Origin of the sequence: Sphingomonas sp. 35-24ZXX (genome assembly GCF_000786215.1) — a bacterium.
In the GTDB taxonomy this organism is placed as follows: domain Bacteria; phylum Pseudomonadota; class Alphaproteobacteria; order Sphingomonadales; family Sphingomonadaceae; genus Blastomonas.
In genome coordinates this window covers 1-20,573 of record NZ_JROG01000001.1, presented here as the reverse complement: position 1 = coordinate 20,573, position 20,573 = coordinate 1, and the positions used below count along the sequence as shown (strand labels likewise).

Here is a 20,573-nt window from a genome sequence, read left to right as displayed (position 1 = left end):
TATCATGGGGTTCATGACGTTGAATGATGAATATCATGATAACCCCATGCCTGCGATAGCGCACCGGGTTTCTGCTGCCTGTGACCCAGATCGCATCGGCCTGTTCGATCGCGCCTTGTGGTTCGACGGCCTGCACCGTCATTGCCTGGCCGATCACGCCCCGCATATTGCCTATGCCGCGATGGACGGCGACGCGGTGAAGCTGCATCTGGTCGACAATGGCCGCTCGGGCCTCATGGCCATGGCCAACTGGTACAGCTTCATCTGGCGCCCGGTCTTTGGCGGCGCGCCCGATGCGGCGCGCAAGCGGACATTGATGACCCGGGTCGCGAAAAAGCTCAGCCAGACGACCCACCGCATCATCATGTCGCCCGTGCCGGACGAATGCGGATCGGCCCGGCTGATCGCCGAAACCTTCGCCAGCGTCGGCTGGACCGTGCGCCAGGAACAATGCAACGAGAACCATGTGCTGTATCTCGGCGGCCGCAGCTTCGACGACTACTGGGCCACCCGCCCCGGCCAGCTGCGCTCGACCGTCAAGCGCAAGGGCAACAAGGGCGTGGTCACCCTGCGCATCGAGACCCGGTTCGACGCGCAGGACTGGGCCGATTACGAGACGATCTACGCGCGCAGCTGGAAGCCCGAAGAGGGCAACCCGGAATTCCTGCGCTGGCTCGCCCAGCGCGAGGCCGAGGCCGGACGGCTGCGCATGGGCATCGCCAGCATCGATGGTCAGGCGGTCGCGGCGCAGTTCTGGACGGTGGAAAACGGCACCGCCTATATCCACAAGCTGGCGCATGACGAACGCCATATCCAGGCCTCGCCCGGCACGCTGTTGACGCACGCCCTCTTCCAGCATGTCATCGACACCGACCGCGTCGACCTGGTCGATTTCGGCACCGGCAGCGATGCCTACAAGCGCGACTGGATGGAGGCTGTGCGGCCGCGCTACCGGCTCGAACTGATCTGGCCGCGGTCGCCCAAGGCCTGGCCCTACATGGCCAGGAGCCGCGTCGCAGGGCTTGCCGCCCGTTTTTCAAAGGACTAAGGCCGCTTGCACAGGGCAAGGGGGAAGGCCGCAAAGGCCATGGCCAGCGAGGGATATGTGAGCGAAATCGAGACCAGCGGACACAGCGACGCCATCGAAACCGTAGTGCGTCAGGTGCTGCGCGACATTCTGGGCCTGTCGCAGGAGCAGGTGGCGGGCTTCGACCGCGACACCGAGCTGTTCGGCGCGCTGCCCGAGCTCGATTCCATGGCGGTCGCAGGCCTGCTCACCGAGATGGAAGACCGGCTCGACATCCTGATCGAGGATGACGAGGTCGACGGCGAGCTGTTCGAGAATTTCGGCAATCTGGTCGATTTCGCGCGGGCCAAGGCCGCCGCGTGATTGGGGCTTACCGGTTCGACGGCAACGACGAACTGTGCCTGCGCTTCGGGCCGGACGATGCACCGAAGCTGCTGATCCTGCCGCCGCTGTTTGATGAGGCCAACCGCGTGCGCCACCTGATGGTGGAGTGCGCGCGGACGCTGGCCGAACTTGGCGTCGCCAGCCTGCTGCCCGATCTTCCCGGTTGCAACGAAAGCCCCGCCCCGCTGGAGCATGCCAGCATCAGCCTGTGGCAAGCCGCGCTCATCGCGTGCGCCGAACAACTGGGGCCCGTCAGCCATGTCGCGTCAATCCGGGGCGGCGCGCTGATCGACGGCGCGCTGGGCGACCTGCCCCGATGGCGGCTGGCCCCGGTCAAGGGCGGACAGCTGCTGCGCACGATGCTGCGCACGAAGATTGCCAGCGACCGTGAAGCGGGCATCACCAGCAGCAGCGACGCTCTGATGGAAAGCGCACGCGCGCACGGCATCGAGCTTGCGGGCAACAGCCTCTCGCCCTGCATGATCTGCGAGCTCGACAGCGCAGCCCCGGCGGGCGGAGGCGCGATCCGGCTGGTGCGCTTTGCCGACGATCCGCTCGAATGCGACGGACGCATTGACGGCGCACCGCTGTGGCTGCGCGCCGAGCCTGCGCACGATCCCGCGATGGCGGCGGCGATGGCGCAAGACATCGCGGGCTGGATGCGCGGATGAGGCAGCATTTCACCTTTGCCTGCGCGGGCGAGACACTGGCCGCAACGCTCGACGAGGCGGACGGCGCCACCGGGCTGCTGATCGTCAGCGGGGGCAACGAAATCCGCTCGGGCGCGCATGCCGGGATGACGGCGCTGGCCGCGGCGGTCGCGGCGGCAGGCCATCCGGTGATGCGCTATGACCGACGCGGCATCGGCGACAGCAGCGGCGCAAACGCGGGTTTTGGATCCAGCGCCGACGATATCGCCGCAGCGGTGCAGGCGATGCGCGCGCGCGTCCCTTCGCTCACCCGGCTGGTGGCGTTCGGCAATTGCGATGCGGCGAGTTCGCTCGCGCTTTACGGACCGGCGGCGGGCGTGGACGCGCTGATCCTCGCCAACATGTGGACGCTGGAGACCGACGGCGCCGAGAGCGACGAGGACGAAGCCGCTGCGACGATGACCGCAGGCGCGATCCGCAGCCGCTATCTTGCCAAGCTCAAAGACCCGCGCGAACTGTGGCGGCTGGCGAGCGGCGGGGTCAACCTCGGCAAGCTGGTGCGCGGATTGCGCCAGGCGACCGCGAAGGCCGAGGTCACCGGGCTGGCGGCGCGGCTGGGTGCGGCGCTGGCTGCGATGCCGCTGCCGACGAAGCTACTCGTCGCCGAACACGACCGCACCGCTTTGTGGTTCCTCGAACACTGGGACAGCGAAGCCTTCACCCCCGCCCGCGCCAATCCGAACATCACGATGGCCCGCCTCGACAGCGGCTCGCACAGCTTTGCGAGCGCCGACGACAAGGCATGGTTGCGGGCGCGGATACTGGAGGCGCTTCAATAGCATCCGTTGTTCGGCAAAAGCCGGAGCCCAGGAGGTAGGTTACACGATAACCGCACTGGATTCCGGCCTTCGCCGGAAAACAGCAGAGCGAACAAGGTAAAGCGCAATCAACCCACCCCCGCTCAGCCTGAGCCTGTCGAAGGCCTCGCGCCAACCGACCCGGATACCAACCCGTCACCCTGAACTCGTTTCAGGGCCCACTTCTCCCGGCGCGCCGTCGGCTGTTGGAGCACGATGCGTCCTGAAACAAGGTCAAGATGACGGACGAGGATAGCGGCTAGGGGGCGTTTCTGGAAAACAGCTTATCCATCAAACAAGAAGCCGCTGCGGCGAGAATAGAGCAGTGCAATTTTTATTTCCGCATATTACCATGACCGCATGCAAAGCGGCACGGCGATAGCTGTCATGACAGCCACACTGATGGCGATCTGTGTAGCATTGGGCACCGCAACCTCCGGCGGTGGGCCGAACCGGCTCGAGGGTGTCAAAGGGATCATGTATGTCCGTAGCGTAGAGCATGGCCGGCTAGCGTTGCTTGGCGACTGCCCACTCGAGCGCGAAATTATTATCGAACGAACAGGTAAAGCTCGAATAAGTTGGTATGTCCAAAACTCTCTTTTCCATGGATGTGGAAGGGCCATAGCTTATGCGCCTGACAGGGATGACGAGGAAATTTCAGAGGAGCCAAAGGTCGCTCGCATCGAGCTCAATCTAACGTCGGCAGAGATTGACCGTATTATTGATAAGCTAAATCAGCTATCCTGGAACATAAAATGGAGCACAGTCGATGAATTAATCATCGCTCATGCGATTGGATGTGCAGATACCGGTTCTGATTCATTCCCAGATCGAAAATTATTTATCGATAAATCCAAAACTCAGACAGCGTATCTGGCGGTAGACGAGGATATGGTACCAGATAGCGGCACCTGTATTTCCAAAGAGAAAGCAAATGCTTTGAAGCTTGACGCCGCCTTCGCCCCGTTCGTACCTTTACTGCCGGACAAATATGAGCTTAACCCCGAGGTTGCGAGCCGCCTCTATCGTAAAGAATGAGCCGCGCTCAGCAAACCTAGCCACCCAAATTCTCGCCGCCAACATATGTCGTCAACCCGCGAAGGCGGGGGTCCCGCTTCTACTCGATGTTCGCGCAATAGCGGGATTCCCGCGTTCGCGGGAATGACGGGGAAATACTGCGGTTTACTCCGCCGCAATCGCCTCGAAGTCCGCTTCCGCGAGGAACCGCTCGACATCCAGCGCGGCCATGCAGCCGGTGCCCGCCGCGGTCACCGCCTGGCGGTAGACCTTGTCCATCACGTCGCCGCAGGCGAACACGCCAGGGACGCTGGTGAACGGCGTACCCGGGGTCACTTCGATATAGCCGTCACGGTCGAGCGGCAGGTGACCCTTGAACAGTTCGGTGGCAGGCGCGTGGCCGATGGCGACGAAGCCGCCGTCGACCGCGAGGTGCGAGGTTTCGCCGGTCACCGTGTCCTTGAGGTCGATGCCGACAAGGCCATGGGGCTCGCCGCCGCCGACGAAGCGCTCGACGCCCTTGTTCCACAGAACATTGATCTTGGGGTTGGCGAACAGGCGCTCCTGCAGGATCTTTTCGGCGCGCAGCGAATCGCGGCGGTGGATCAGCGTCACATTGTCCGAATGGTTGGTGAGGTACAGAGCCTCTTCGACCGCGGTGTTGCCGCCGCCGATCACCGCAACCTTCTTGCCGCGATAGAAGAAGCCGTCGCAGGTCGCGCAGGCTGAAACGCCCTTGCCGCCCAGTTCCTGCTCGCCGGGTGCGCCGAGCCACTTGGCCTGCGCGCCGGTGGCGATCACCAAAGTCTCTGCCTCGTACACCGTGCCGCCATCGCCGGTCAGGCGGAACGGACGGCGCGACAGATCCACCGAAACGATGGTGTCATAGATCATCGTGGTGCCGACATGTTCGGCCTGCGCCTGCATTTCCTGCATCAGCCAAGGGCCCTGCACGACATCGCGGAAGCCGGGATAGTTCTCGACATCGGTGGTGATGGTCAGCTGCCCACCCGGCTGCAGACCCTGCACGACGATGGGCTTGAGGCCCGCGCGCGCGCCATAGATCGCGGCGGAGAGACCTGCGGGGCCGGAGCCCAGGATCAGCATGCGGGTCTTGATCGTTTCGGACATGGCAAAGCGGCTTTCTGATGAATGACGGATACGGCATGTGGAACGCGGTGGCTCCGCCCGCAAGAGGCGCAGCACGGACACGCGGCACAAGATTAAGTTGGCCCGAGGCTAAAGCAATTTGTCGCGGGCCTGCCAAGGTGGATTCGCGAGGCGGGCGCGATTGTGCCGCTCCCCGTTCTATTCCCTTGCCAAGGCCCCGGCGCAGCGCCACCTAAAGCCGATGTTGCCCCGCATCCAGTCCATCGCCACCCTGGTTCCGCCGCATGCGATCACCCAGCACCAGGTCCGCGATGTCGTGGCGAGCGCGAGCCCTCGTGGTCTTCCCGCGCGCGTCGCGGCGATCTATGACAGCACCGGGGTGAACAGCCGCGCGATCGTGCAGCCGCCCGAATTCTATCTGGGCAGCGCCGATTTCCCCCAGCGCAATGCGGTGTACCTCGCCGAAGGGCAGAAGCTGCTGGAGCAAGCGGCGAGCAAGGCGCTGGCCAGGGCCGGGCTCGCCCCGGACCAGATCGACGTCATCGTCTGCGTGTCCTCCACCGGCATCGCCACGCCATCGATCCCCAGCCAGATGCTGGAACCGATGGGCTTCAGGCCGAACGCGATGTGCCTGCCCTTGTTCGGCTATGGCTGTGCGGGCGGCGTGCTGGGGCTGCAGGTCGCAGCAGACATGGTCCGCGCGGACCCCGGACGCCGCGTGCTGTTGCTCACGCTCGAACTGTGCTCGCTCGCCTTCCGCTTCGGCGATATGGAAAAGAAGGCGATAATCGCGTCCACCCTGTTTGCCGATGGCGCGAGCGCGGTGGTGGTGTCGGCGGATGGCGACGGCCCGGCGCTCGGGAATTTTGCCCAGCACACCTGGCCCGACAGCCGCGCGATGATGGGCTGGGATGTCGACACGATGGGCTTGGGCCTCATCCTGTCGCGCGACCTGCCGAGTTTCGTGCGCGAGCATTTCGCCCCGGTGGTCGATGGCTTTCTGGCGCGCGAGGGGCTGGACAAGGCCAGCCTCACCGAGCCCGCATGCCATCCCGGCGGGCGCAAGGTGATCGATGCGCTCGAAGAGTGTTTCGACCACCTGCCGCAGGGGCTGGCGATGACCCGCGGGGTGCTGGCCGATCATGGCAACATGTCGTCGCCCACGGTGCACTTCGTGCTCGAGCGGATTCTGGCGAGCGGCGCAACCGGCCCGCTGCTGATGACCGCGCTCGGCCCCGGCTTCACCGGTGCGATGGGGGTGCTGCACCGATGATGGGCATCGCCGAGCTTGCGCCTTTTGTGTGGACGCCCGGCTGGGCGGCGGCCTGGGCCGTTCTCGCGTTGCTCACCGCGCAAAGGCTGCTGGAGCTGGTCTATGCCCAGCGCAACACCAAGGCGCTGCTGGCGCGCGGCGCGGTCGAATTTGGCCGCAGCCATTATCCGCTGATGGTCGGCATCCACGCGAGCTTCCTGCTCGCCTTGTGGCTGATCACGCCGCCGCAAGCGCCGATGCTGTGGCCGTTGCTGGTCGTCTTCGCGCTGCTGCAGATCGCCCGGCTGTGGGTGCTGGCAACGCTGGGGCCCTACTGGACCACACGGATCATCTCTTCGCCCGATTTCCCGCGAATCAGCGGCGGCCCCTATCGACTGGTCCGGCACCCGAACTACTGGGTAGTGACGCTCGAAATCCTCACGATCCCGCTGATCTTCGGTCATTTTCGCATCGCGATGCTGTGGACCGTGCTCAACGCCGGAATCCTGTTCGTCAGGATCCGCACCGAGAACCTGGCGCTCCATCAGCGAGAAACGCAAAAACCTGTCGCCTGAGCGCGCGTGCCGCCCTAATGTACGGGTCATCACCGTTCGTTTGGACACACAGATACATGCGCCATCTCGTCGGCCTGCTGGCCAGCTCTGCCCTGCTGCTCACCGGATGCGGAGGTGGTGGCGGCAACAGCGCATCTGCGCCAACGCCCACTCCGGTGGCAGCGGCCCCTGCCCCCAGCCCGACGCCCAGCCCCACCTGTTCGCTTGCCAACCGCCAGACCTTCGCCCGAGAGGTGCTCGACGAATGGTATCTCTTCCCCGAACTGCTGGTGACCAGCGCCAATCCCGGCAGCTTCACCACGGTGCAGGGCTATATCGATGCGCTCACCGCCACCGCCCGGTCGCAGGGCAAGGACCGGTTCTTCACCTTCATTACCTCGATCGCGGAAGAAAATGCCTTTCTCGCGAGCGGCGAGAGCGCCGGGATCGGCATCCGTCTCGCGATCGATGCGACGGCCCGCCGGGTGTTGATCAGCGAAGCCTTTGAAGGTGCGCCGGGCCTGGCCGCAGGGATCGACCGGGGTGACGAGATCACGGCGATCGGCACCAGCAGCGCCAACCTGCGCACCGTCAGCGATATCATTTCCGCCGAAGGCTCGGCGGGCGTGACGACCGCGCTGGGCCCCAATACTGCCGGCCTCACCCGGGTGCTGCGGCTGGCACGCAATGGCGTATCGCGCGAGGTCAGCGTGACCAAGGCGGTGTTCGATCTGCCCGCCGTCTCCAGCCGCTATGGCTCGCGGATCATCCAGGATGGCGGCCGCCAGATCGGCTATATCAACCTGCGCACCTTCATTTCCTCGGCCGATGCGCCGCTGCGCCAGGCCTTTGCCAGCTTCCGCAGCGCGGGCATCACCGAATTCATCATCGATTTTCGCTACAATGGCGGCGGGCTGGTCTCGACGGCGGAGCTGATGGGCGATCTGCTGGGCGGCAACCGCTCTTCCAGCGAGCTGTATTCCGGCGTTCGCTTCCGGGCATCCAAGGCATCGCGCAACGAGAATGTGTTCTTTGCCCCGCGCGCCGAATCGGTGAGCCCGGTCAAGATCGCCTTCATCGGCACCGGTGCCACCGCGTCCGCCAGCGAACTGGTGATCAACTCGATGGCCCCCTATTTCGGCCGCAATCTCGCGCTCATCGGGGCGAACACCTTCGGCAAGCCGGTCGGGCAGATCGCGCTCGATCGCAGTGCCTGCGACGACCGGGTGCGCGTGGTCGCCTTCAGTTCGGTCAACAGCCGCAACCAGGGCGAATATTTCAACGGCCTGGCCAGCACGCTCGACGTCACCTGCCAGGCGGCGGACGACCTGACCCGGCCCCTGGGCGATCCGCAGGAAGCCTCGATCCGTGGCGCGCTCGATTTCCTCGCCGGGCGCAGCTGCACCGCGATCACCTTGAGCGGGCCATCGGGCAATATCGCGGGCCAGTCGCAGCGCGGCATGATCGCCAGCGACCGCGAATTGCTGGTTCCCGACGCCCCCAGCCCGGCGCAGCGGGAGGTGCCGGGGCTGTTCTGAGCCATCTGGCCCCGTCATAAAACTGCCACCGACCCACAATCACTGGTGGCATCGCGCCGCACGGTCGCCTAGATAGCGCGCGAAGCGGGGAATCGCCCGCGGCCCATGAACTGACCCGGATCGCTGATCATGACCCTGTCCCCCCGCACCATCGCGCTGGCATCCGATCATGCCGCGGTCGGCCTCAAGGCAGAGCTGGCCGCGTGGCTGCGCGAGCAGGGCCATAGCGTCACCGACCTTGGCCCCGACAGTGCCGACAGCGTCGATTACCCCGATTACGGCTTCAAGCTGGCCGATCATGTCGCAGGCGGCCAGGCCGAGTTCGGCGTCGCCCTGTGCGGATCGGGAATCGGCATCTCGATCGCGGTCAACCGCAACCCGGCCTGCCGCTGCGCGCTTGTCTCCGACCATCTTTCCGCCAGCCTGTCGCGCCAGCACAACAACGCCAACGTCATCGCGATGGGTGCGCGGCTGATCGGTATCGATACCGCCAAGGACTGCCTTGCCACCTTCCTTGCCACGCCCTTCGAGGGCGGCCGCCACGAAAGGCGCGTCGCCAAATTGACCCCGGCCTGATACAACCCGAATCCCAGTCCCCCAAATGGGGCCTGTCCCGATGGAGCCTTGAATGTCCACCAACCCTGCGATCCATGAAATTCGTTCTTCCGGCTTTTTCAGCGAAGGCCTTGCCGCCACCGACCCTGCCGTGGCCGCTGCCATTGCCAAGGAAGTGCGCCGCGAGAAGAAACAGATCGAGCTGATCGCATCGGAAAACATCGTCTCCAAAGCGGTGCTGGAAGCGCAAGGATCGGTGTTCACCAACAAGTATGCCGAAGGCTATCCCGGCAAGCGCTATTACCAGGGCTGCGAGCCTTCGGACGATGTCGAGAAGCTCGCCATCGATCGCGCCTGCCAGCTGTTCGGCTGCGCCTATGCCAATGTCCAGCCGCATTCGGGTGCGCAGGCCAATGGCGCGGTGCTGCTGGCGCTGATCAAGCCGGGCGACACCATCCTGGGCATGTCGCTCGATGCCGGCGGCCATCTGACGCACGGCGCGCGCGCCGCGATGTCGGGCAAGTGGTTCAACGCCATCCAGTATGGCGTCACCCCCGACACGCATTTGATCGATTATGACGAAGTCCGTCGTCTGGCGCTGGAGCACAAGCCCAAGCTGATCTTCGCGGGCGGCTCGGCCTATCCGCGCCACATCGATTTCGCCAAGTTCCGCGCGATTGCCGATGAGGTCGGTGCCTATTTCCAGGTCGACATGGCGCACTTTGCGGGACTCGTCGCCGCAGGCGTCCACCCCTCGCCCTTCCCGCACGCGCATGTCGCCACCACCACCACGCACAAGACGCTGCGCGGTCCGCGCGGTGGCATGATCCTCACCAATGACGAGGCGCTCGCCAAGAAGCTCAACTCGGCGGTGTTCCCGGGTCTGCAGGGCGGCCCGCTGATGCATGTCATCGCCGCCAAGGCCGTCGCGTTCGGCGAGGCGCTGACGCCTGAGTTCAAGAGCTATTCGCGCGCGGTCATCGACAATGCCAAGGCGCTGGCCAGCCGCCTCAAGGAACGCGGTGCGGACCTCGTCGCGGGCGGTACCGACACCCACCTGGCGCTGGTCGATCTGCGCCCGCTGGGCGTCACCGGCAAGGATGCCGACGAGGCGCTCGAGCGTGCGGGCATCACCTGCAACAAGAACGGCATCCCCTTCGATCCGCTGCCGCCGACCAAGACCAGCGGCATCCGCGTCGGCAGCCCTGCGGGCACCACGCGCGGCTTTGGCGTCGCCGAATTTCGCGAGATCGGTGACATGATTGCCGACGTGCTCGATGGCCTGCGCCAGAAGGGCGAACATGGCGATCCGGAAGTCGAGGCCGCTGTCCGTCAGCGCGTCGAAGCGCTGTGCGACCGCTTCCCCATCTATCCGGAGCTTTGAACCATGCAGAACCCTGACGATCCGAACAATGGTGGCGACCTGCTCGGCGATGCGCGCGAGGAAATCGTCGGCATGGCCAAGCAGGGCATGGCGCACCCTTCGACCAAGCCGGTGCTGACCGCAGGCGCGATCGGCGCTGTGGCGGGCGCGGTGCTGCCGGTGGTGAGCTGGCCCGTGGGTCTGATCGCCGGGGCAGGCTTCATGCTCTACAAGCGTCTGCGTCCCTGAAGGGCATACGCTAACCGATGAGATGCCCCTTTTGCGCGCACGAAAACAGCCAGGTCAAGGATAGCCGCCCCACCGAGGACGGAGCGGCTATCCGTCGTCGGCGCCAATGCGAAAGCTGCGGCGCGCGCTTCACCACGTTCGAGCGCATCCAGCTGCGCGACATCATGGTGGTCAAGAGCGAGAACCGCCGTGAGCCGTTCAACCGCGCCAAGATCGAGAAATCGGTCGCAGTCGCCTGCCGCAAGCGCGGCATCGACCAGGAGCGGATCGACCAGCTGGTCTCGGGCATCCAGCGGCAGATCGAGACCTCGGGCGAAAACGAGGTCCACTCGCGCGACATCGGCGGAATGGTGATGGACGGGCTGCGCGTGCTCGACAGCGTTGCCTATATCCGCTTTGCCAGCGTCTACCGCGATTTCAGCGAAGCCAAGGACTTCGAGGAATTCGCCAGCACCGTCAAAGACGTTGGCGGCGGCGGCGCCTGATCATGCCATTTTATACCTATATCCTGCGCTGCGGCGACGGATCGTATTTCGTCGGCCACGGCGAAAATCTGGACGCGGATGTCGCGGCGCACCAGACGGGCAATGTCCCCGGCTATACCAAGGCGCGTCAGCCGGTCGAGCTGGTATGGAGCGAAGACTTCGCCACTGCGGACAACGCGCAGGCGGTCGACAAGCAGATCAAGGGCTGGAGCCGCGCCAAGAAGGAGGCGCTGATCCGGCAGGATTACGGCGCACTGTCCGAACGCGCACGCAAGATGCTGCTTGGCAAGAGCAAGGCGGCGCGCAATCTCCAGTCTGCAAGGGACGCCATGCCGGGTGACCTGCGCAAGCCCATCGTGATCCTGGTCCGGCCGCAGCTGGGCGAGAATATCGGCAAGGCGGCGCGCGCGATGCTCAACTTCGGGCTGACCGAACTGCGGCTGGTCGCCCCGCGCGATGGCTGGCCCAATCCGTCAGCGGGCCCGGCGGCGTCGGGCGCGGACATCGTGCTCGAACAGGCGCAGGTATTCGAAACGGTCGCCGATGCGGTCGCCGACTGCAATCATGTCTATGCGACCACCGTGCGCAAGCGCGGCGTCACCAAGCCGGTGGTGACCCCTGCCGTCGCCGCCAGCCAGATCGTCACCGCGCCGGGACGCAGCGCGATCCTGTTCGGCCCCGAGCGCTCGGGGCTGGAAACCGAGGACGTCGCCATCGCGCATGCGATCCTCACCGTGCCGATCAACCCGCAGTTCGGGTCGTTGAACCTGGCGCAGGCGGTGATCCTGGTGGCGTACGAATGGTCCAAGACCGGCGGCGGCGATAGCGTATCATCACCCACCGAGGTCGAGCTCGATCCGCCCGCGCCGATGGAAGAGCTGGACGGCATGTTCGAGCAGTTGTGCTCAATGCTCGAGGCGAAGAACTATTTCTTCCCCGAAGGCCGCGCCTCGATGACGCGGCGGACGCTGCGCAACCTGCTGACCAAGCCGCAATGGAACAGCAATGAGGTCCGCACCTTCCGCGGCGTGCTGAGCACGCTGGCCAAGGACAAGCGCAAGCCGGTGGAGTGATCAAGCAGTTGAGCTTGGGGGGCAGTGAGAGATTCGGTCTACTTCTCCCTACCGCCGCAGCAATTCCCAATGCTCGCCCTCATAGGCGATCGAGGCCTCGACCAGACGCTCCCAGAAGTCTGCGACCAGCCCCACCGGCACGCCCGCATCGAACGCTGCGGCCTTGGCCTGGGCGATGACCTGGGCCTTGCGCGCCTCGTCGCGCACTTGTGCACGCTCTGGCTTGATCCGGGCGGCGGCGCGCATGTAGCCGAAGCGGGTTTCGAGCAGCGCGATCAGTTCGCGGTCCAGCGCATCGACGCCCGCGCGGACATCGGTCATGGTTATGCAGTCTTCGGGCGATTTGATGGTGTCTGACATGGCTCCCGCATAATCTCCCGGTCGGCGCCTGTCGAGGCGGGTCGAGGCGATGAGCGGCGGGTTGACTCTTTGTCCCCGTGTCGCCATAGGCCGCGCTTCGCAATTGGCCCTGCACCCCCGGTGAAGCAGCGGCCGCATGGTGCATGTTCGGCTCCATGGCGCGAATCCGGGACAAACCTGGCCTTTTCGGGGCCGGCCCCGCCCGATCTCTCGGGCAGCAAATTGGAGAAACACACGTGTCGAAGCGTAACAGTTCGAAGTACAAAATTGACCGCCGCATGGGCGAGAACATCTGGGGCCGCCCCAAGTCTCCCGTCAACAAGCGCGAATATGGTCCCGGCCAGCATGGCCAGCGTCGCAAGGGCAAGGTTTCGGACTTCGGTCTGCAGCTGCGCGCCAAGCAGAAGCTCAAGGGCTATTACGGTGAAATCACCGAAAAGCAGTTCAAGAAGAACTACACCGAAGCCAGCCGCATGAAGGGCGATACCAGCCAGAACCTCATCGGTCTGCTGGAACAGCGCCTCGACATGGTCGTGTATCGCGCCAAGTTCGCGCCGACCATCTTCGCAGCGCGCCAGATCGTCAGCCACGGCCACATCCGCGTCAACGGCGTGAAGTGCAACATCGCATCGCGCAAGGTGAAGCCGGGCGACGTCGTGTCGCTGGGCAAGAAGGCGCAGGAAATGGCGCTGGTCATCGAAGCGCAGAGCCTGGCCGAGCGTGACATCCCCGATTATGTCGCGCCCGATGGCACCGACAAGATCACCTTCACCCGCATTCCGACGCTCGACGAAGTGCCGTATCCGGTGAAGATGGAACCGAATCTGGTCGTCGAATTCTATTCGCGCTGATCGGATCCAACCGACCGAAACACGAAAAGGCGGGCCAAGCGGCCCGCCTTTTTTGTATCACAATCCGGCAAAGGCCTTTGCGATGAACGCCGCGCTGGTGCTGAGCATCTCTGCGCGGATATCCCCATCTTCCAGGTAATGGTCGCGGTTCTTGTAGACGTGCAGTTCCGTTCGGCGCCCCGCGTCCTTGAGCTTGGCGTCCATCAGCCTCGTGTGGCCGATGTCGACATTGCGGTCGAGATCACCATGGAACATCAGCACCGGGGCCTTGAAGGCCGCTGCGTTCTGCGCCGGCGAGCCTTCCTTGATATGCTTGCCCTCGCCCAGATAATTGCGCAGCGCGACATAGTCCGACCAGCCATAGCTGTCGCTGCGCAGCAGTGCGAGATCGGTCACAGGCGCGATGGCGACGACGGCCTTGAACAGGTCTGGCTCCAGCACGTTGGACTGCAACGCCGCATAGCCGCCATAGGACCAGCCCACGATCGCCATCCGCTTGGCGTCGGCGCCCTGCTTGGCAAGCCAGTGCGCGCCATCGTTGATGTCGGCAATCGCGGTCTGCCAGTCCTGGAAGGCGTTGCGCTGCAACCAGCCCTTGCCATAGCCCGATGATCCCCGAAAATTGGGTTGCAGAACCGCGTAACCCTGCTGGGCATAGAATTGGGACAGCCAGTCGAAACGCCAGTAATCGCGGGATTCGGGCCCGCCATGCGGCATGACGATCACTGGCAGCCCTGCGACATCGGCTTTGCCGGGTGGCAGCGTCAGATAACCCGGGATCGCGGTCCCATCGCGCGCCGGGTAGCTGATCGACTGCATCTTGCCGAGCGCCACCTGCTCGAGCCCCGGTCGCAGCGCGAGCAGATTGCCCAGCGTCTTGGCATCCCGGTCGAACAGGAACAGTCGGCCCGCGTTGGTGTCGCTGCCGGCCCATATCAGCATCTTGCGCTCGTCTTCGCTGGATTCGACCACCTGAATGATGGGCAGATGCGGTATCGCCTTGCCCAACTGGTCGACCATTTTCTGCACATCGGCATCGATATAGTGGATCTTGCTGGCATCGGTCGCATAGCGCACGCCGATCACCCGTCCGCGCCTGCCGATCCGCGCGAAGCCGCTAACATCGACTTGCGGATGCGCAAAGACCAGCGTTTCCGTGTCATTTCCATCCAGCGAACGCTTGAACGCGGCCAGGCGACCATCCACGCGGTTCAGCCCGTAGACGATGTTGAGCGCCGGATCGACGGCATAGGGGTCAAATCCCTGCCGGTCCTTGTCCACAGTGCTGAGCGGCAGCCATGCCTTGCTGTCGGCCTTGCGGTAGTAATAGCGCCGCAAGCCGATTTCGGCACCTTCGCGTGACGAGACCGCGCCCTTGATCCGCACTCTGCCAAAGCCGTCCGAGATGAACTCCGAAGCTTCGAGGTCAGGCTGCTCGACCGTCCGGCTGCGCAATGTGCGGGTGTCCACCAGATCGACGCCAATGCCCGCCTTTTTCTGGGTGATCAGCGTTCCCGCGCCCGAAGACGCGATCCCCTCCTGCGGGATATAGTCGCGCACCATCAGAACATGCCCGTCCTCGGACGGATTCCAGTCGATGACATTGCCCCCATTCAGGGCAACGCCCAGCCGCATGCCCGATCCGCTCTTGCGCACCCCGAGCACTTTCACTTCACCACCCGCCGCGTCGACGGCAATCATCCGGGACGCATAAAGCGCCCGGCCTTCCACCATGACCGATGCGATCAGGCTGCACACCAGCCGATCGTTCCCCGACCAGTGACAGGATTCTATTCGTTCAGGTTCGCCATCAACGCGGAACACGCCGCGCGGGGTCTGGGGAGTGGGGAACAGATCCGCGACCATCACCGCAACACCCTGGCCGCGAGTCGGGGAAAGGTAGACCAGCCGCTTGCCATCGGGCGACAGGCTGGCATCCTTGACCATCTCGAGTGCACCGAACTGCTGCGCCATGTCAGCCGTTTGCGGTGCTTGCTGCTCCTGCGCCACCAGCCCGGCGGGCGCGGCAGCCCCCAGCAGAACGGCGGTCAACGCTGCAACCCTGATCGAAAAACGCATCCCGGATTCACTCCCCTTGGCAGTCATGGGAAGGAAACTGACGCGGGGCCAAGCAACAGGCAAGCGCCATGGTGAACATTCAAACAAAAAAGGCGGGCACAAGGCCCGCCTTTTCATGAAAGATCAAATTATCTTCAAAATGGAGTGATTTGGAAGATTACACCATCTCGGGATCGAAGAAGAACAGCGCCTGGCTGATTGCCGCGCGGACCGTGTTGCGGTGGAACGGCTTGGTGATCAGGAACGCGGGCTCGGGGCGTTCGCCGGTCAGCAGGCGCTCGGGGAAGGCAGTGATGAAAATGACCGGAACGGCGATTTCGCGCAGAATATCGGCCACCGCATCGATGCCCGAGCTGTCGTCGGCCAGCTGGATATCGGCCAGCACCAGACCCGGCTTGTGCAGCCGCGCCTGCTCGACCGCTTCGTCGCGGGTGACGGCGATGCCGGTGACATCATGGCCCAGATCGCGCACGATCGTCTCGATATCCATCGCGATGATCGGTTCGTCCTCGATGATCAGCACCTTGGCCTTGATCTGGCTGTCGATCTCGCTGAGCGCTTCGCTGACCAGGCCCGACACGGTGCGATCATCAAGGCCCATCAGATAGGCGGTATCCGAATTGGAAAAGCCTTCCATCGCGGTGAGCAGCAGCGCCTGACGCGACAGCGGCGGAATGCGGCCCAGCCGCTGCTCTGCCAGCAGGCGGCGGGCGTCATCGTCGGCATCGGGATAGGCATCGAAGCTGTCCGATTCATGCCGGTTGTCATGCGTCGAGCTCCAGATCACCTGGAACACGCGGTACAGGCCAAGCCGCGCATCGACGTCGCTGGGAAACTGGTCAGGCGCAGCGATGATCGCCTGCAAGGTGGCCTTTACATAGGCATCGCCATGGTGCTGATCGCCGGCAAGAGCCCGGCTGTAGCGCCGCAACAGCGGAAGATGGGGAGCGAGCGTCTGGCCCAGGGACATGAATTGAAACTCCTTAATCGGCAGGTGCCGTGTCTATGGCCTTCGGGCCCCCGTGTCAAAACCGGGATAACCGCAGGGATGCCGGATGTGAAACGTGACAAACCGAACCTCAGGCAAGGAACAATCTGCGCCGCAGTTTGTTTCCTCGTGTGAGACGTTTATGCTCAATCCCGCACGATTTTGCGGGCTTGGCAGGGTTGGGACGGCTTGCTAAGCCCATTTCGGGACGGAAATTCAACAGGCGGGATGGGATGCTCGTGCATCGTAAAAATGACGATCAGTCCGGCGGGAAGAAACCCGTAGCCGGGGACACCGGCCCGAACGGGGAAGCGGCCAAGCCTCGGCTTGTCGACGCACCCCTTTCTGCCGAACCGGGCCCTTCCGATCCGACGTCGCTTGATGGCAGCGGGGAAGCCGACGCTTCCGCAGGTGAGGACGGCAAGACGCACATGATCGGCGACGCGCTGAAATCCGTTTACCAGCGTACGTTGGAAGAGGAGATTCCAGACGATTTTCTGGATTTGCTCAAGCAGCTGAAATAATGCCCACGACCAGCCGGGCCCAGCTGCCTTTCCTGGCGCCGATTGCACGCCTTTCCATCGGCACCCGATTGTTCTTCATTCTGGCCGTCACGCTCCTGCCGCTCGCGCTGGGTTCGGTGATCGCCAACCGCAGCCTGGCCGATACCGCCACTGACGAACGCAACCGCCTTCTCCAGAAGAATGTCGACGATGCCGGCCTGCGCCTCAACGCGGCCGTTGCCAATGACATGGCGATTCTCAGCGCCGCCGCCTCGCAGATCGCGCTGGGAGAAGATCCTGCCAAGATCTGCCTGAACCTGCGCGAACAGCTGGGAGCCCAGCAGACCCGCTTTGCCGCGCTGCTCTATGCCGCCAACAGTGGGCCGCCCTCGTGCCAGATTGGCGCGGTGCCCAGGAGCATGCGCGACGCCTCCACCAGCGCCGGGGCCGCAGCCGCCAGCCTGTCGCTGCAAGCCAACGGCGCAATCTTCACGATGCGCGGCCGCGTGTCGGTGGCCCGCGCGGTAGCCTTCTATCCCGCCGACAGCCTGTTCACGCTCGCCGATCCGGTCGACGACGTGCCGCTGTCGCAATTCGAGCTGCGGTCGCAATCGACCGTCCTGCCGCTGACTGAAATCCCAACGAACTGGCAGCGGCGGCTGAACGCGCTGATGACCGCACAGGGCGATATCTCCGGGCTGAACCTGGATCTGCGCTATGTGCGGCCCAAGCAGAGCCCGCCCGAGTTCCTCGCGCAGATCATCCCATTCATCACGTTGCTGGCTGCCGCGCTGATCGGCTGGCTGGTGGTCAACTTCATGCTGATCCGCCCGCTCACGCAATTGCAGCGCAAGGTGCGGATGTACGAAACCGGCGAGCAGCTGGCTCCAATGGCGCGCACCGCGTTCAACGCCAGCGAAATCGAGGAGCTCGATCAGGGGTTTGTCGCGCTGGCGCACAGGGTGTCAGTCGATCGTGAGGCACTGGACGAAGGGCTCAAGCAGCAGATCATGCTGACCCGCGAAGTGCACCACCGCGTCAAGAACAACCTCCAGATCATCGCCAGCCTCATCAACCTCCACGCCCGCACCGCCGATTCCGATCAGGCCAAGCTGGCATATGGCAAGATCCAGCGGCGCGTGGATGCGCTGGCGGTGGTGCATCGCAATCACTTTGCCGGAACCGAGCACAACGAAGGTATCAACCTGCGCGCGCTGGTGGGCGAACTGGCGGGCAGCTTCGAACATGCCGGCAATGGCCATGCGTCCGACAGCCCGGACATCATGATCGATATCGACAACGTCCAGGTCAGCCAGGATGTCGGCGTGCCGATCGCGTTCCTGCTGACCGAAATTCTGGAGCTGATCCACCTCACCCGCCCCGAAGCCCCGATCCGCATTTCCGCGGTGCGCAAGAGCGACGAGCCCGCCAAGATCGTGCTGCGCATCGCATCGCCCGCGCTGGGCCCCAACCCCGAGCTGGAAGCGATGCTGGCCGACGGAATCGACCGCGTGATGACCGGCCTCGCCCGTCAGCTGCGCGCACCGCTAGACCGCGATACGGCGTTTGAGTGCATCGCAATCGCGGTACCGGTGTTCGTTCCGGCCAAGATCTGAAGGTTGTGACGGTTCCGGCGCAGGCCTGTGTCGGAATATCGCGCTGCTGACCGGATATCTCAGCGCCTTCAGCCTTGCCGGGCGGAATATCTGGCCCGGAAGTCGTTGCCGAACTGTGCCATTCGCCCCTCGCCGATGGCAGCGCGCATGCCCGCCATCAGGTCCTGGTAGAAGCGCAGATTGTGCTCGGTCATCAGCATCGCGCCCAGCATCTCACCCGATTTGACCAGATGGTGCAGATAGGCGCGGCTGAAGCGGGTGCAGGCGGTGCAGCCGCAGGCCTCGTCCAGCAGGGCCTGATCCTCGGCATGCCGGGCATTTCGGATGTTGATCGGCCCGTCCCAGGTGAAAGCCTGGCCGTTGCGACCCGAGCGCGTCGGCAGCACGCAATCGAACATGTCGACCCCGCGCTCGACCGCGCCGACCAGATCGTCGGGCTTGCCCACGCCCATCAGATAGCGGGGCCGGTCATCGGGCAGCTGGCCGGGCGCATAGTCGAGCACGCCGAACATGGCCTCCTGCCCCTCGCCCACTGCAAGCCCGCCGATCGCATAGCCGTCAAAGCCGATATCGCGCAGCGCATCGGCTGACTGGCGGCGCAGCTGTTCGTCGAGCGAGCCCTGCTGGATGCCGAACAGCGCGGCGCGTGCCGCATGATCGCCGCCGCTGTCAAAGCCCTCGCGCGACCGCCGCGCCCAGCGCATCGAGCGCTCCATCGCCGCGGCCTGCACATCGCGCTCGGCGGTGGCGGGCACCAGCTCGTCGAACGCCATCACGATATCCGACCCCAGCAGCCGCTGGATTTCCATCGAGCGCTCGGGGCTCAGCATATGGCGCGAGCCATCCAGATGGCTGCGGAAGGCGACGCCCTCTTCGGTGATCTTGGTCAGCGCAGACAGGCTCATCACCTGATAGCCGCCGCTGTCGGTGAGGATCGGGCGCGACCAGTCCATGAAGCGATGCAACCCGCCCAGCTTCGCCACCCGCTCGGCGCCCGGACGCAGCATCAGGTGATAGGTATTGCCCAGGATGATGTCGGCACCCAGCGCACGGACTTCCGCCGGCTTCATCCCCTTCACCGTCGCGGCGGTGCCGACCGGCATGAACGCGGGCGTGCGGATATTGCCGCGCTGCATGGCAATCTCGCCCAGCCGCGCCTTGCCGTCGCGCGCGGTGATCGAAAAGGCGAATCTGGGCTGGCTCTCGGTCATGGCCGCGCGCCTTAGCCGCTTTGGCTGAGAGGGGCAAAGGTTTGACGAACATGCCGAGCCCGCGCACCCCGCCGTCGAGTCGATCCGTGGCGTAGCGCTCCTGCCCTCAACACCGGGAAGGGGTGCAGCCCGTATTCCAAAAGCAGCCGTACCAATAAAATGGATGCGGTCCCTGTCAGTACTCACCCCCTTTATTTGGGGGATGAGTCAGTTTTGGCACACGAGGCCACCCAGCCAACCCGCTTACTCTGACAGAATAATAACTTACGTTATATTTTTTGTTGGGAAGCCGTAATTTGTCGAAAAATCACGTCATAATGAGGCTTAATACCAAGCGCTATGCCGTATTTTGCCTTGGATTTCCGGAAATTCTGCAAATTTGATCGACAAACCTTTCCATGGCAATACACATTTTTGCAAGATACTAAAAAACATTTGGGGTTTTTTAGTACAATGTATTAGCGTCTGACGATTGCGACTCTATTGGAGTCGGCTTTCTAGAGATTTTTTCCACAAATATGGGGCTATTACTGCCCCACATCCGGGGCCATGCCGATGACTGCTGCAATACTCGAATACAAGACCGATCGATGTGGGCTTGCTGACCTGATTATCGAGCGCTTGGTTGCCGCCAGGGATGATCTTCGAGCGCAATTCGTAGCCTCGGAGCCAGACATCGGCTATTTCTACATCGATGACGTTCTTCCCGCCGAAGTGGCATCAGCAATTTACGCAGTATTTCCCGCACCCGAGACGATGACGCTCAAGAATTCGCTGCGGGAGCGCAAACTGATCGCTGCGCAGATGAATCGTTACAACCCGATCCTAGGCTGTGTTGACAAAAGGGATTC

The 20,573-nt window shown here is 63.8% G+C and carries 22 protein-coding genes; 17 read left to right on the top strand and 5 right to left on the bottom strand.

The window, feature by feature from the left end; translation table 11 throughout:
- Positions 1-46 precede the first annotated feature (46 nt).
- The 5 genes from LI72_RS00110 (at position 47) to LI72_RS00090 (ending at position 3,956) form a co-directional block, all read left to right on the top strand.
- A complete protein-coding gene (locus LI72_RS00110; RefSeq protein ID WP_052129424.1) occupies positions 47-1,048 on the top strand; it encodes a GNAT family N-acetyltransferase in 1,002 nt (333 codons plus the stop codon).
- A 39-nt stretch (positions 1,049-1,087) separates the two neighbouring features.
- Positions 1,088-1,390, top strand: coding sequence for an acyl carrier protein (locus LI72_RS00105; RefSeq protein ID WP_052129344.1), 303 nt, complete (start codon positions 1,088-1,090; stop codon positions 1,388-1,390).
- Positions 1,387-2,082: a hypothetical protein gene (locus tag LI72_RS00100; protein WP_033923890.1), complete on the top strand. Its 696-nt coding sequence runs from the start codon at positions 1,387-1,389 to the stop codon at positions 2,080-2,082. Before LI72_RS00105 ends, LI72_RS00100 begins: the two co-directional genes overlap by 4 nt.
- Positions 2,079-2,900 (top strand): hydrolase 1, exosortase A system-associated, encoded by an 822-nt coding sequence (locus LI72_RS00095; RefSeq protein WP_033923889.1) that lies wholly within the window; start codon positions 2,079-2,081, stop codon positions 2,898-2,900. Before LI72_RS00100 ends, LI72_RS00095 begins: the two co-directional genes overlap by 4 nt.
- Positions 2,901-3,305: 405 nt before the next feature.
- Positions 3,306-3,956 (top strand): hypothetical protein, encoded by a 651-nt coding sequence (locus LI72_RS00090; RefSeq protein WP_156139414.1) that lies wholly within the window; start codon positions 3,306-3,308, stop codon positions 3,954-3,956.
- A 144-nt stretch (positions 3,957-4,100) separates the two neighbouring features.
- Here LI72_RS00090 and trxB read toward each other — a convergent pair whose 3' ends face one another.
- A complete protein-coding gene (gene trxB / locus LI72_RS00085; RefSeq protein WP_033923887.1) occupies positions 4,101-5,066 on the bottom strand; it encodes a thioredoxin-disulfide reductase in 966 nt (321 codons plus the stop codon).
- A gap of 220 nt (positions 5,067-5,286) precedes the next feature.
- On the opposite strand from trxB, the gene LI72_RS00080 reads away from it, so the two are divergent.
- The 8 genes from LI72_RS00080 (at position 5,287) to LI72_RS00045 (ending at position 12,114) form a co-directional block, all read left to right on the top strand.
- A complete protein-coding gene (locus LI72_RS00080) occupies positions 5,287-6,318 on the top strand; it encodes a type III polyketide synthase (RefSeq protein WP_081984477.1) in 1,032 nt (343 codons plus the stop codon).
- On the top strand, positions 6,315-6,872 hold the full coding sequence (locus LI72_RS00075; RefSeq protein WP_081984476.1) for an isoprenylcysteine carboxyl methyltransferase family protein: 558 nt from the start codon (positions 6,315-6,317) through the stop codon (positions 6,870-6,872). Before LI72_RS00080 ends, LI72_RS00075 begins: the two co-directional genes overlap by 4 nt.
- 56 nt (positions 6,873-6,928) lie before the next feature.
- Positions 6,929-8,389 (top strand): S41 family peptidase, encoded by a 1,461-nt coding sequence (locus LI72_RS00070; protein ID WP_033923886.1) that lies wholly within the window; start codon positions 6,929-6,931, stop codon positions 8,387-8,389.
- Between the two features lie 129 nt (positions 8,390-8,518).
- Positions 8,519-8,965, top strand: a complete 447-nt coding sequence (gene rpiB, locus LI72_RS00065) for a ribose 5-phosphate isomerase B (RefSeq protein WP_033923885.1) — start codon at positions 8,519-8,521, stop codon at positions 8,963-8,965.
- A gap of 52 nt (positions 8,966-9,017) precedes the next feature.
- Positions 9,018-10,328 carry a serine hydroxymethyltransferase gene (glyA, locus tag LI72_RS00060; RefSeq protein WP_033923884.1) on the top strand — a complete coding sequence of 437 codons (1,311 nt, stop codon included), beginning with the start codon at positions 9,018-9,020 and terminating at the stop codon, positions 10,326-10,328.
- Positions 10,329-10,331: 3 nt separating this feature from the next.
- Positions 10,332-10,556 (top strand): hypothetical protein, encoded by a 225-nt coding sequence (locus tag LI72_RS00055; protein ID WP_033923883.1) that lies wholly within the window; start codon positions 10,332-10,334, stop codon positions 10,554-10,556.
- 17 nt (positions 10,557-10,573) lie between these two features.
- The gene (gene nrdR, locus LI72_RS00050; protein WP_033923882.1) at positions 10,574-11,041 is read left to right on the top strand and encodes a transcriptional regulator NrdR; all 468 of its coding nucleotides are present in this window, start codon (positions 10,574-10,576) and stop codon (positions 11,039-11,041) included.
- Between the two features lie 2 nt (positions 11,042-11,043).
- Positions 11,044-12,114: a TrmH family RNA methyltransferase gene (locus LI72_RS00045; RefSeq protein WP_081984475.1), complete on the top strand. Its 1,071-nt coding sequence runs from the start codon at positions 11,044-11,046 to the stop codon at positions 12,112-12,114.
- 48 nt (positions 12,115-12,162) lie between these two features.
- Here the strand turns inward: LI72_RS00045 and LI72_RS00040 are convergent, their stop codons facing one another.
- Entirely contained in the window at positions 12,163-12,474 is a 312-nt protein-coding gene (locus LI72_RS00040) for a chorismate mutase (RefSeq protein ID WP_033923881.1), read from the bottom strand.
- Between the two features lie 236 nt (positions 12,475-12,710).
- Here LI72_RS00040 and rpsD point away from each other — a divergent pair, with 236 nt between their 5' ends.
- A complete protein-coding gene (rpsD, locus tag LI72_RS00035) occupies positions 12,711-13,325 on the top strand; it encodes a 30S ribosomal protein S4 (protein ID WP_033923880.1) in 615 nt (204 codons plus the stop codon).
- Positions 13,326-13,382: 57 nt separating this feature from the next.
- Here the strand turns inward: rpsD and LI72_RS00030 are convergent, their stop codons facing one another.
- Together LI72_RS00030 and LI72_RS00025 are read right to left on the bottom strand one after the other, a co-directional pair.
- Positions 13,383-15,404 carry an alpha/beta hydrolase family protein gene (locus tag LI72_RS00030; protein WP_052129342.1) on the bottom strand — a complete coding sequence of 674 codons (2,022 nt, stop codon included), beginning with the start codon at positions 15,402-15,404 and terminating at the stop codon, positions 13,383-13,385.
- 157 nt (positions 15,405-15,561) lie between these two features.
- Positions 15,562-16,374, bottom strand: a complete 813-nt coding sequence (locus LI72_RS00025; protein WP_033923879.1) for a response regulator — start codon at positions 16,372-16,374, stop codon at positions 15,562-15,564.
- A 251-nt stretch (positions 16,375-16,625) separates the two neighbouring features.
- Here LI72_RS00025 and LI72_RS00020 point away from each other — a divergent pair, with 251 nt between their 5' ends.
- Positions 16,626-16,916 (top strand): NepR family anti-sigma factor, encoded by a 291-nt coding sequence (locus tag LI72_RS00020; protein ID WP_033923878.1) that lies wholly within the window; start codon positions 16,626-16,628, stop codon positions 16,914-16,916.
- A complete protein-coding gene (locus LI72_RS00015) occupies positions 16,916-18,511 on the top strand; it encodes a sensor histidine kinase (RefSeq protein WP_033923877.1) in 1,596 nt (531 codons plus the stop codon). Before LI72_RS00020 ends, LI72_RS00015 begins: the two co-directional genes overlap by 1 nt.
- A 68-nt stretch (positions 18,512-18,579) precedes the next feature.
- Here LI72_RS00015 and tgt read toward each other — a convergent pair whose 3' ends face one another.
- Positions 18,580-19,722: a tRNA guanosine(34) transglycosylase Tgt gene (gene tgt / locus LI72_RS00010; RefSeq protein WP_033923876.1), complete on the bottom strand. Its 1,143-nt coding sequence runs from the start codon at positions 19,720-19,722 to the stop codon at positions 18,580-18,582.
- A 549-nt stretch (positions 19,723-20,271) separates the two neighbouring features.
- On the opposite strand from tgt, the gene LI72_RS00005 reads away from it, so the two are divergent.
- Positions 20,272-20,573: hypothetical protein (locus LI72_RS00005; RefSeq protein WP_197051745.1), on the top strand; the 302-nt coding region annotated here is incomplete at its 3' end.